Origin of the sequence: Mycolicibacterium fallax, assembly GCF_010726955.1 — a bacterium.
Lineage (GTDB): Bacteria > Actinomycetota > Actinomycetes > Mycobacteriales > Mycobacteriaceae > Mycobacterium > Mycobacterium fallax.
The window spans coordinates 1,450,510-1,462,736 of the sequence record NZ_AP022603.1 but is presented as its reverse complement, the minus strand read 5'-3'; the positions used below and the strand labels follow the sequence as shown (position 1 = coordinate 1,462,736).

8 protein-coding genes are annotated in these 12,227 nt (G+C 69.6%); 1 reads left to right on the top strand and 7 read right to left on the bottom strand.

All coding sequences use genetic code 11. The features are described from left to right. Positions 1-113 precede the first annotated feature (113 nt). Both G6N10_RS06930 and G6N10_RS06925 read right to left on the bottom strand, forming a co-directional pair. On the bottom strand, positions 114-761 hold the full coding sequence (locus G6N10_RS06930) for a cutinase family protein (protein WP_085100591.1): 648 nt from the start codon (positions 759-761) through the stop codon (positions 114-116). 58 nt (positions 762-819) lie between these two features. Beyond that, complete coding sequence (locus tag G6N10_RS06925; protein WP_085100830.1) at positions 820-2,478, bottom strand: SLC13 family permease; 1,659 nt, start codon at positions 2,476-2,478, stop codon at positions 820-822. A 189-nt stretch (positions 2,479-2,667) separates the two neighbouring features. Between G6N10_RS06925 and stpK7 the strand changes: the two genes are divergently transcribed. Further along, on the top strand, positions 2,668-4,440 hold the full coding sequence (gene stpK7, locus G6N10_RS06920) for a serine/threonine protein kinase StpK7 (RefSeq protein ID WP_085100594.1): 1,773 nt from the start codon (positions 2,668-2,670) through the stop codon (positions 4,438-4,440). A gap of 10 nt (positions 4,441-4,450) precedes the next feature. Here the strand turns inward: stpK7 and G6N10_RS06915 are convergent, their stop codons facing one another. The 5 genes from G6N10_RS06915 to arcC all read right to left on the bottom strand — a co-directional run bounded on the left by G6N10_RS06915 (position 4,451) and on the right by arcC (position 12,226). Continuing rightward, positions 4,451-5,662 carry an acyl-CoA dehydrogenase family protein gene (locus tag G6N10_RS06915; RefSeq protein WP_085100597.1) on the bottom strand — a complete coding sequence of 404 codons (1,212 nt, stop codon included), beginning with the start codon at positions 5,660-5,662 and terminating at the stop codon, positions 4,451-4,453. Between the two features lie 49 nt (positions 5,663-5,711). Then, entirely contained in the window at positions 5,712-7,124 is a 1,413-nt protein-coding gene (locus G6N10_RS06910) for an NCS2 family permease (RefSeq protein ID WP_085100833.1), read from the bottom strand. Between the two features lie 44 nt (positions 7,125-7,168). Continuing rightward, on the bottom strand, positions 7,169-9,664 hold the full coding sequence (locus tag G6N10_RS06905; RefSeq protein ID WP_085100599.1) for a glycogen/starch/alpha-glucan phosphorylase: 2,496 nt from the start codon (positions 9,662-9,664) through the stop codon (positions 7,169-7,171). Between the two features lie 94 nt (positions 9,665-9,758). Further along, entirely contained in the window at positions 9,759-10,943 is a 1,185-nt protein-coding gene (locus G6N10_RS06900) for an esterase family protein (RefSeq protein ID WP_085100837.1), read from the bottom strand. A 377-nt stretch (positions 10,944-11,320) separates the two neighbouring features. Continuing rightward, positions 11,321-12,226, bottom strand: coding sequence for a carbamate kinase (gene arcC / locus G6N10_RS06895; protein WP_085100602.1), 906 nt, complete (start codon positions 12,224-12,226; stop codon positions 11,321-11,323). Position 12,227: the final 1 nt, after the last annotated feature.

Genomic DNA, 12,227 nt, shown 5'->3' with positions numbered 1-12,227 from the left:
ACCAGTCTTACCAGAGACGTAGCCCCGACGGTGGCCCACCTCGCCGCGGGCTCAGCGAAGCCGGGCCCGGTTGCCGTGACGGCGACCGGGCCCGTGCTGCTGAGCGCCGTGGGTCAGATGCGGCCGGCGATGAAGTTCGCGGCCTGGTCCGGGTACGGGGCCCACTCGTAGTTACTGTGCGCCGAGCGGTCCGAGCCTTCCGAGCAGATCGGGTCGCCGGGGCTGCACAGGTCGACGGTGCGCCCGGCGAACTGCCCGTTGGACGACAGCGGCTGGCCGAACCGGCGGCTGGGGTTGCCGAACACCGCGACCGCGGCCACGTTGTTGGCCAGGTTGGGGGCCAGTGCCGGCGCCGATCCCAACATGCCGATGCGGTCACCGACCGGCTGGACCCCGGCCAACATGGACATCGCCGAGGCGCCCTGGGAGAAGCCACCGAGCACGATTCGGGTGTTCGGGCAGTTGTCGGCCATCCACTGCACGTGCCCGGCGGCGTCCGTCGCGCCGTTCTGGGTGGTCAGGAAGTTGTAGCTGGCCGGGTAGTTCACCGCGTAGGTGCCCAGCGAGCCGACCCGCGGCCGCAGCGCCGCGGCGAGGGCGTCGCCGACGCGGCCCAGGCCGGGCGGTTCGGCGGTGCCGCGAGCAAACACCAATTCCACGCTCGGGCAGTCCTCGGCGACGGCGGTCGGCGCGACCGAGACAGACAACGGAACCACGGTGGCGGCGGCGATCAGGCCGGCCAGGGAGAGGCGCGAAAGCATCCTGGCATCCTCGCATGAGATCGGCCCCGGCAACGAATTAGGTGACCTAACCGACGGTTCACGCCAGCGCGAGAAAACCGACCCCGACGGCGGTGGCCAGACACACCGTGGTCAGCGGCAGACCGAACCGGAAGAACGTCGCGTTGGTGTAGCGGCCCGGCTTCATCACCATCAGGTTGGACTGGTGACTGTAGGGGTTAAGGAAGGTGAACGAGATGCACGTCCCGATCAGCGTCAGCAGCATCACCGGGTCCAGGCTCATGGTTTCGGCCACCACCAACGCCATCGGGGTGAGGATGGCCGCGGCGGCCGCGTTGGTGACCACGTTGGTCAGCACCGTGGTGGCCACCGCGATCGCCAGCACCTCCAGCGCGGTGTTGCCCCGCCCCAGCGCGAGCAGTCCGTCGGAGATGTGCTTGCCCAGGCCGCTGTTGACCACGATCACGCCCAGGCCCACCGAACCCGCGATGATCGCCAGCAGGTTCCAGTTCAGCGCGCGCACCGCCGAGCGCGGAGTCAACACCGCGGTGACCACCATCAGGGTGGCCCCGGCCGTCGCAACCAGCTCGATCGGGGCCAGGCCGAACGACCCGGCGGCGATCACCGCCGCCAGAATGCTCAGCGCGATCCAGGTCTTGCCGGTCTCGGGCGCCTTGCCCGCCACCTTCTGCCACAGCCCGACCAGCGGATGGTCGTTGAGCACCTCGGCCGACCGGGCGGTCACCATGCACATTTCCCCGGGCCGGGCCGGGGTGTCACGCAGCAGCCGATCGGTCTCGGCGGCCACCACCTCGACGTCCTCATCCTCCTCCAGGTCGCGAACGGTGGCCTGCTCGTCGGTGGCGATGGACACCATGTAGAGGTCCTGCGGGGACTGCCCGAACCGCGGGCTGGCCCACAGCATCCGCACCCCGGCCTCGGTGGCCCGGTAGACCAGCACATCGTCCTCCTCCAGCACGGATTCGGCGGGCGCGTGCTGGCCCCAGCGCTGCACCCCGATCAGCTCGAATTCCGGGGTGGCGTAAACGCCGAGGTCTGCGGCGGTGCGGCCGACGGCATTGGCGCTGGGCGCGATCGGGATCTCCGCGCGCCAGGACAACTCCCGATCGCGGGCGTGGGGGGCGCCGCGCAGCATCGGCCGGGCGGTGATCAGCAGCACCACCCACCCCACCAGCGCCACCGGCGCCGCGATCGGCACGAAGGAGAACATCGTCAGCTGGACGCCGGCCGGGGCGGCCAGGCCGGCGATCAGCAGGTTGGAGCTGGTGCCGATCAGGGTGGCCGAGCCGGCCAGGGTGGTGGCGTGCGCGATCGGCAGCAGCACGCTGCGGGCCGGCACCCCGGACTGCTGCTCCAGCTCGCGGGTCGCCGGGATGAGCATGGCCACGATCGGGGTGGTGTTGATCAGCGCCGAGATGAACCCCACCGGCGGGATCAGCCGGGCCAGCGCGTGCAGTGAGCTGTCCACCCCGTTGAGCAACCGGTACGTCACCCGGGAGATGACCCCGGTGTGCAGCACGCCCTTGGCGATCACCAGCATCGCGGCCACCGTGATCACACCGCCGTTGGACAGCCCGCTGAACAGCTCCCCGGGGGTGGCGATTCCGGCCAGCCCGGCGACGGAAAGACCGCAGATCAGCGCCAGGATCGGTGGCACCCGGCCGCTGGCCATGACGGCGAGGGTGGCGATGACGATCACCGCGGCGAGGATGGCCATGGCGTGCATTATCGGCTACGCATTATCGGCCACGCATGCACTCGGCTTTCGTTGCGTGCGCGCCGGGTGGCGGCCCGGTGCCGACCGTCGCGGTGGCCGATTCGGCGCCGCCGCCGACCCGCGGTGTTGTAGCTTTCATTCCACTGGACTGGCCGCGTGAGGATTCGGCTGGCCGCATGAGGAGATCGCGTGGAGGGGAAGCCGTTCGGCCACTACCGGCTGGGGGAACGGCTCGGGCGTGGCGGCATGGGCGAGGTGTACCGCGCCTATGACACCAAGACCAACCGCGAGGTGGCACTGAAGGTACTGCCGCCGGGCAACGCGCAGGACGCCGCGTTCCAGGAGCGGTTCCGCCGGGAGGCGCACGCGGTGGCCGGGCTCAACGAACCGCACGTCGTGCCGATCCACGGCTACGGCGAGATCGACGGGCAGCTCTACCTGGACATGCGGCTGATCGAGGGCAAGACCCTCGGGGAGATGCTGGCCGACGACGGCAGGCCGCTGACCCCGGAGTTCTGCGCGAAGGTCGTTGCCCAGATCGGTGCGGCGCTGGACGCCGCGCACGCCGAGGGGCTGATCCACCGCGACGTCAAACCGGCCAACATCATCATCACCGACAACGACTTCGCCTACCTCATCGACTTCGGTCTGGCCCGCGGCGCCACCGACGCCGGTATGACGACGGCCGGTAACACCCTCGGCACGCTGGCCTACATGGCGCCGGAGCGCTTCGACAACACCGTCACCGACCCGCGGTCGGACATCTACGCGCTGACCGCGGTGCTCTACGAATGCCTGACCGGGGTCCGGCCGTACCAGGGCGACAGCCTCGAACAGCAGATCGCCGCGCACCTGCGCCAGCCCCCGCCGCGGCCCTCGCAGGTCAATCCCCGGCTGGCGCCGTTCGACGACGTCGTCGCCACGGGCATGGCCAAGCAGCCGGAGCGGCGCTATCAAAGCGGTGCGGCGCTCTCGGACGCGGTGTCCCGCGCGGGCGAGGCCGTCGGGCGCAGTGGCACCGGCCGGCACAGTGCGCCGCGAAACGGTCGGCTCGGCCGCGGTCGCTGGGTGCTGGCCGGCGCGGCGGTGCTGGTGGGCGCGCTGGTGGCCGGGGTGTTCCTGGCCGGCCGATCCGAGGACCGGCGGGCCGAGCCGCCCGCGCCGACGGTGGCACCCGCCGCGCCGGATGGCCGGGTGGCCTCGCTCGCCGCCGCGGTGCCCGAGCCGATCAAGTCCCGCGGCACGCTGATCGTCGGCGTCAACGTGCCCTACGCGCCCGATGAGTTCAAGAACGACGAGGGCGAGCTGGTCGGCTTCGACATCGACCTGCTCAACGCGGTGGCCCGCACGCTGGGCCTGCGGACCGAGTGGCGGGAGATGGCCTTCGAGGCGATCACCGGCGCGGTCGGCGACGGCAGCCTCGACGTCGGTGCGTCCTCGATCACCGACACCCGGGCGCGGGAACGCTCGGTCGACTTCGTCACCTACCTCGATGCCGGGACCCTGTGGGCGCGCCGGGCCGGCGGCACCGCCGATCCCGGCGCGGCGTGCGGACTGCGCATCGGTGTCGCCGAGGGAGCGCTGCAGGCCACCACGGAACTGCCCGCCAAGAGCGCCGAATGCGTGGCCGCCGGGCTGGACCCGATCGACAAGGTGGTCTACCCGGACCAGAGCGAGGTGACCGCCGCGCTGCTCAACGGGGACATCGACGCGCTGTCGGCGGACTCCACCGTCACCGGGTTCGCGGTCAAGCTCAGCGCAGGCAAGCTGGAGCCCGCCGGATCGATGACCGACGTCGCACCCTACGGCTGGCCGGTGGCCAAGGACTCCGCGCTGGCCGAGTCGCTGCGCCAGGGCCTGGAACACCTGATCGCCACCGGCGAGTACACCGCGATCGCCACCAAGTGGGGCGTGGAGCAGGGCGTGCTGGACCGGCCCGTCGTCAACGGCGCGACCCGCTGACGCGGCGGGGTCAGCGGATCGACAACCCGGTGACGGCCCGGGAGATGACCAGCCGCTGAATCTCGCTGGTGCCCTCGAAGATGGTGAAGATCTTCGCGTCGCGGTGCATCCGCTCCACCGGATAGTCGCGGGTGTAGCCGTTGCCGCCGAGGATCTGGATGGCCTCGTCGGTGACGTAGACGGCGGCCTCGCTGGCCACCAGCTTGGCCATCGACCCCTCGGCATTGTCGAACGGCACGTTGTTGCTGGCCATCCAGCCGGCCCGCCACACCAGCAGCCGGGCCGCGTCGATCCGGCACTTCATGTCCGCGAGCTTGAACGCCACCGCCTGGAACTCGCCGATCTTGCGGCCGAACTGTTCACGCTGACCGGCGTACTCCAGGGCGTACTCGTAGGCGGCTCGGGCCACCCCGATGGCCATCGCGCCGACCGTCGGGCGGGTGCGTTCGAAGGTCTTCATCGCGGCCTGGCCGCGCGCCGAACCCCCGGACCGGACCCGGGCGACCCGGGACTCAAACTTCTCTCGGCCGCCCAGGATCAGGTTCTCCGGGATCCGGACGTCCTGCAGCACCACCTCGGCGGTGTGCGAGGCGCGGATGCCGTGTTTCTTGAACTTCTGGCCCTGGCTCAGCCCGGGCACGCCGGCGGGAATGATGAAGCTGGCCTGCCCGCGCGAGCCCAGCTCCGGGTACACCGAGGCGACCACCACGTGCACGTCGGCGATGCCGCCGTTGGTGGCCCACGTTTTGGTGCCGTTGAGCACCCACTGCCGGTTCGCCTCGTCGTAGCGGGCGCGGGTGCGGATCGCGCCGACATCGGACCCGGCGTCGGGCTCCGAGGAGCAGAAGGCCCCCAGCTTGGGGTCATCGGGGGTGCCGAACATCTGCGGCAGGAACTCGATCAGCTGCTCGGGGGTGCCGTTGCCGGCCAGCGCCGCGGCGGCCAGTCCGGTGCCCAGGATCGACAGCGCGATGCCGGCATCGCCCCAGAATAGTTCCTCGAAGACCAGCAGCATGCCGAGCCCGGCCGGGTCGGCGGCCTGCTGGCCGAACATCTCCGCCGAATACAGCCCGACCTTGGCGGCCTCGGCGATGATCGGCCAGGGCGTCTCCTCGCGCTCGTCCCACTCCGCAGCGGCCGGGCGCACCACCCCCGCGGCGAACTCGTGCACCCAGTCGCGCACCGCGATGTTGTCCTCGGACAGCTGCAGGGAGAAGGTCACCGGTTCCTCATTTCATGGGTGTTGCGTTGCGGCACTGAGCCGTTCGGGTTCAGCCGCTCAGTAGCGAGTCGATCCAGCCGCGGACGAAGAACAGTAGGAAGCCGAAGGCCACCAGCCACAGCAGCGGGCTGATCTCGCGGGCCTTGCCGGCCGCCGAGCGCACCACCACCCAGGAGATGAACCCGACGCCGATGCCGTTGGCGATGGAGTAGCTCAGCGGCATCACCGCCACCGTCAGCACCACCGGCAGGGCCACCGAGAAATCCGACAGGTTGATGTCGCGCAGGTGCGAGGCCATCATCGCGCCCACCACGACCAGCGCGGCGGCGGCGACCTCCGAGGGCACAATCGCGGCGATCGGCGTCAGGAACATCGCGGCCAGAAACAGCAGGCCGGTGGTGATGCTGGCCAGCCCGGTCCGTGCCCCCTCGCCGATCCCGGAGCCGGACTCGACGAACACGGTGTTCGACGACGCGGAGGCCAGGCCGCCGACCACGGCGCCGGCGCCCTCAACGACCAGCGCGGACTGCAGTCGCGGGAAGTTGCCGTCCCGATCGGCCAGGCCGGCCTGGCGGGACAGCCCGGTGAAGGTGCCCATCGCGTCGAAGAAGTTGGTGAACACCAGGGTGAACACCAGCATCAGCGCGGCGATCACGCCGATCCGGCCGAACCCGGTGAAGCTGACGTCGCCGAGCAGCGTGAGGTCCGGGAGCGCCAGCGGCGACCCGGACAGCGCCGGCACCGACAGTGCCCAGCCGCCCGGGTGCTCGGTCGCCGGGCCCAGGTGCAGCACCGATTCCACCACGACGGCGATGACGGTGCCGATCACCAGCCCGATCAGGATCCCGCCGCGGACGTTGCGGGCGATCAGCACGCCGGTCACCAGCAGGGTGACGACGAACACCACGGTCGGCACGCTGTTGATCGAGCCTGCGCCGTGCGCGCCCAATCCGATTGGCGGAGAGGGGCTTCCGGTGGAGCCGACGAAGCCGGCGTTGACCAGTCCGATGAACAGGATGAACAGCCCGATGCCGGCGGTGATCGCCAGCTTCAGCTGCATCGGCACCGCGTCGAAGACCATCTTGCGCACGCCGCTGGCCGCCATCGCGACGATGATCAGGCCGTTGATCACCACCAGGCCCATCGCCTCGGGCCAGGTCAGTGAGCCCACCACCGAACTGGCCAGAAACGAGTTGATGCCCAGGCCTGCGGCGAACGCGAACGGCAGCCGGGCGATCACCGCGAACGCGATGGTCATCACCCCGGCGGCCAGCGAGGTCACCGCGGACACCTGGGCGAAGCCGAGCTGGTGGCCCTCGACGTCGGCGGTGCCGGACAGGATGATCGGGTTCAGCACGATGATGTAGGCCATCGCGATGAAGGTGACCAGCCCGCCGCGCAGTTCGGTGGCGACGGTGGAACCGCGGGCGGTGATCTCGAAGAACCGGTCCAGCCGACTCACCGGCCGGTCCGGCTGGACCGCCGGCCGGTCGGCGGCCTTTCGGCTCACATCGTCACGCTCATCGGGCCCACATTCCAGATCTCGTCGCAGTATTCACGAACGGCGCGGTCGGAGGAGAACTTGCCGCTGCGGGCGGTGTTCAGAATCGCCATCCGGGACCAGGTTTCCGGACGCCGCCACGCCTCGGACACCCGGTCTTGGCAGGCGATGTAGGAGGCGTAGTCAGCCAGCACCAGGAACGGGTCGTGGAACACCAGCGAATCCAGCAGCGGGCGAAGCACTTCGGTGTCGCCGTGGGTGAAGGCACCCTCGGCGATCAACTGCAACGCCCCGGTCAGTTCGGGGCTGCGTTCGATGTAGTCGGCCGGGCGATAGCCGGTGGCCTTGAGGGCCTCGACCTGCTCGACGGTCAGACCGAACAGGAAGAAGTTGTCCTCGCCGGCCTCCTCGCGGATCTCGACGTTGGCGCCGTCGAGGGTTCCGATGGTCAGGGCGCCGTTCATCATGAACTTCATGTTGCCGGTGCCGGAGGCCTCCTTGCCGGCCGTCGAGATCTGCTCGGAGAGGTTCGCCGCCGGGTAGATCAGGTGCGCGTTCTGCACATTGAAGTTCGGCAGGAACACCACCTTCATGAACCGGTTGACGTCCGGGTCGTTGTTGACCGTGGCGCCGACGGCGGTGATCAGCTTGATCATCAGCTTGGCCATGAAGTAGCCGGGCGCGGCCTTGCCCCCGAAGATGAACGCGCGCGGCGGGATCGCCAGTTTCGGGTTGGTCTTCAGCCGGTGGTACAGGGTGATGATGTGCAGCGCGTTGAGGTGCTGGCGCTTGTACTCGTGGATCCGCTTGACCTGGATGTCGAACATCCAGGACGGATCCAGTTCGATGCCGGTGGTGGTGTGCACGTACTCGGCCAGCCGGGCCTTGTTGGCGCGCTTGACCTTGCGCCAGCGAGTCCGGAAGGACTCGTCCTCGGCGTAGCTCTCCAGCTCGCGGAGCCGGTCGAGGTCGGTCAGCCAGCCGGTGCCGATGGTGTCGTCGAGCAGGTCGCGCAGTCCGTGGTTGGACAGAGCCAGGAATCGGCGGGGCGTGACCCCATTGGTGATGTTGCCGAATCGCTCCGGCCACAGCTCGTAAAAGTCTTTCAGCACACTGGCTTTGAGCAGTTCGGAGTGCAGCGCGGCAACGCCGTTGACGAAGTGGCTGCCGACGGTGGCCAGGTGCGCCATGCGCACGCATTTGCCGCCGTCCTCGCCGATCAGCGACATTCGGCGGACCCGGTCGTCATCGCCCGGGAACCGGTCGCGGACCTGATTCAGCAGGTGTTCGTTGATCTCGTAGATGATCTCCAGGTGCCGGGGCAGGCACTCGCCGAACAGGCTCAGCGGCCAGGTCTCCAGGGCCTCGGGCAGCAGGGTGTGGTTGGTGTAGGCGAAGGTGCGCACGGTGAGATCCCAGGCGTCGTCCCAAGCCAGGTGGTGCTCGTCGATGAGCAGCCGCATCAGTTCGGCGACGGCGATCGAGGGATGAGTGTCGTTGAGTTGCACGGCAAAGGAATCCGGCAGTGCGCTCAGCGGCCGACACGTCACGTCGAGGTGGATGCGCAGGATGTCCTGCAGCGAGCAGGTGACGAAAAAGTACTGCTGCAGCAGGCGCAGCCGTTTGCCGATGTCGGGCTCGTCGTTGGGGTAGAGCACCTTGGTGACCGTCTCGGCGGCGACCTCCTGCTCGACGGCCCGGTAGTAGTCGCCGGTGTTGAAGGCCTCCAGCGCGAAGGATTCCACGGCCGAGGCGCTGAACAGCGTCAGGGTGTTGCAGTTGGTGACGTTGTAGCCCTGGATGGCGGTGTCGTACCCGATGCCCTTGATGATCTGGGCGGGCGCCCAGCGCACCCGGAAATGGCCGGCGACGTCGACGTACTGCTCGGTCTGCCCGCCCCAGTACACCTGGTAGTTGACGTCGGGTTTGGCGATCTCCCAGGGGTTTCCGTGGGCCAGCCAGTTGTCGGTCTTCTCGACCTGCCAGCCTTCGTGGATCTCCTGGTCGAAGATGCCGAATTCGTAGCGGATGCCGTAGCCGATGGAGGGTCGCTGCAGGGTGGCCAGCGAATCCAGATAACAGGCCGCCAGCCGGCCCAGGCCGCCGTTGCCGAGCCCGGGTTCCTCCTCGCAGGCCAGCACCTCGTCGAGATCCTGGCCGAGGGAGGCCAGCGCCTCCCGGGCGGCGTCCTCGATCTGCAGGTTCAGCAGGTTGTTGCCCAGTTGCGGCCCCATCAGGAACTCCGCCGACAGGTAGCAGGTGACCTTGCGGGACAGGTCCAGGAAATTCTGGGTGGTCGGCATCCAGCGGGCCTGTACCCGATCGCGGACGGCCAGCGCCAGCGCGCGGTAATAGTGCTCGGTCCGCAGGATCGCCGGCGGCCGGGCGATCGAGTAGAGCAGGTGGTCGGAGATCGCGGCGCGCAGGGCGTCCGCCGTCATGCCGGTTCGGCTCAGGCCGGTCGGGCCGGTCTTCGGTTCAGTGTCGAATGTGTCGCTCATCGTCTTCCCATTTGCCGGCGTTTAGCTGTGACCCCCGTGCGGGGAAACTAACACTGCACCGGGCGGGTTGCAGCACGGACGGACAACCGGTGTGTCAGCGGGCCGGCAGCGTTGCGACGGGGACCGTCGGGGCGGTGGCGACGGGGACCCTTGGGGCGGCCTGAACCGGCGCGGTGGCAGCCGGGATGGTGCCGACGGGTGCGGCGGCGGCCGGGACGGTGCCTGCCGGGACGGTGCCTGCCGGGACGGTGCCGACGGGTGCGGTGCCGACCGGTGCGGCGGCGGGTGCGGTGCCCGCGGGGGCCGGTGCGGCCGCCGGTGCCGGGGGGACGGCGGGTGCCGGGGCCGGTGCGTACTCGCCGACCCGCAGCACCTTGAGGATTTCCGGCTTCATCTGCTGCAGCTGCGCGCCCCAGTAGCCCCAGCTGTGCGTGCCGCCGGAGGGGAAGTTGAAGATCGCGTTGCGACCGCCGGCGGCGAGGTAGCGCTGCTGAAACTCCTTGTTGGTGGAGATGGTGATGTTCTCCAGATACGACGCGGAGAAGTTCAGCCCGAAGTCACTGCCGGTGTCGAACTCCGCCATCGTGCCGTTGCCGCAGTACACCCACAGCGCGGTGCCGTTGGCGACCAGCCGCGGGATGTTGACCATCGGGTCGTTGCGCTGCCAGGCCGGATCGCTGCTGGGACCCCACATGTTGCGCGGGTTGAAGCCGCCGGCGTCGTTCATCGCTACGCCGATCAGCGTCGGCCACAGCCCGTAGGACGGGTTGAGGAAGCCCGACAGGGAGGAGGCGAACAGGAACTGGCGGGGATGCCAGGTCGCCAGGGTCAGCGCGGCGCCGCCGGCCATCGACACGCCCACGATGGCGTTGCCGAGCGGATCCTGATCCCGGTTCGCGGCCAGCCAGGTCGGCAGTTCCTGGGTCAGGAACGTCTCCCACTTGTAGGTGTAGGTGCCCGCGCTGCCCTTGGCGGGCTCGTACCAGTCGGTGTAGAAGCTGGACTGGCCGCCGACCGGCATCACCACCGACAGCCCGGAGTCGTGGAACCATTCGAATGCTGCGGTCTCGATGTCCCAGCCGTTGGCATCGTCGCGGGCGCGCAACCCGTCGAGCAGGTACACCGAGTGCGGGCCGCCGCCCTGGAACTGGACGGGGATGTCGCGGCCCATCGATGGTGACGGCACCTGCAGCACCTCGACGGGCAGCCCGGCCCGGGAGTAGGCGCCCGCGGTCGGGGCCAGCAGCCCGGCCACCGCCAGCGCGGCGGCGGCGGTCAGCGAAAGTGTTCGTGTCGCTCGTCGCGTGAGTGTCCGCTTCACCGGTCCTGACCTCCCATTGCCGTACCGTCGGCAAAGCTAACAGCGCGGTGGGGGCGGAAATGGGCTCGGCGCGCGGCGTGATGGCCTTGTTATCAACCGCATTCACGGCTGTGACCGCGGGGCTCCGGCTGCTGTGCGGCGGGGGCGGCAACTGCGGGGGCAGCGGCCGCGGGGCCACCAGGCTGCGGGGCCGGCAACTGCGGCGAGCGCTCACCTGTGCGCGCGACACACCGGCGTCGGTGTACACAGCTGAGCGCTCGGCGGGAGGCGAGGCAGGCTGAGCGCTCGGCGAGAGGGGAGGCACCAACAGGCCCCGCACCGGCGGAAGGAAGGCGCTACGCCCGCACCCGGGTGCCCGCGCTGCCGCGGACGATGTCGGCGATGTCGGTGAGCGAGCCGATCACCGCCTCGTTGCCGGTGCGCCGGGCAAAGCCGGTGGCGGCCGCCACCTTGGGTCCCATCGATCCGGCGGGCAGCTCCAGCCCGTCGAGGTCATCGGCGGTGACCGCGCCCAGCCGCTGCTGATCGGGCTGACCCCAGTTGAGGTACACGCCGTCGACGTCGGTGGCGATGACCAGCAGATCGGCGCCCAGTTCCTCGGCCAGCAGCGCCGAGGCGAGGTCCTTGTCGATCACCGCCTCCACGCCCTGCAGATCGTTGTTCTCGTCGTACATGGTCGGGATGCCGCCGCCGCCGGCGCAGATCACCACCACCCCGCTCTCCACCAGGGTGCGGATCGGCCGAATCTCGAAGATTCGCTTCGGCTTCGGGCTGGCCACCACCCGGCGGAACTTGTCGCCGTCAGGGGCGATGGACCAGCCGCGGGCCGCGGCCAGCTGCTCGGCGGTCTCCCGGTCATAGACCGGCCCGATCGGCTTGGTCGGGTTGGCGAACGCCGGATCGCGGCGGTCCACCTCGATCATGGTCAGCATGGTGGCCAGCTGCTGGTGTTCGGGCAGCAGGTTGCCCAGTTCCTGTTCGATGACGTAGCCGATCATCGCGTCGGTCTGGGCGCCGAGCACATCCAGCGGATACGGCGCGACCTCGGTGTAGGCCGCCGCCTGCAGCGCCAGCAGGCCGACCTGCGGCCCGTTGCCGTGCGCCACCACGATCTCGTTGCCCGGTACCACCGCGGCGATGCGCTCGGCGGCGATCCGGATGTTGGCCCGCTGGTTGTCCGCGGTCATCGGCTGACCGCGTTGCAGCAGGGCGTTGCCACCCAGGGCGATGACGATGCGCACG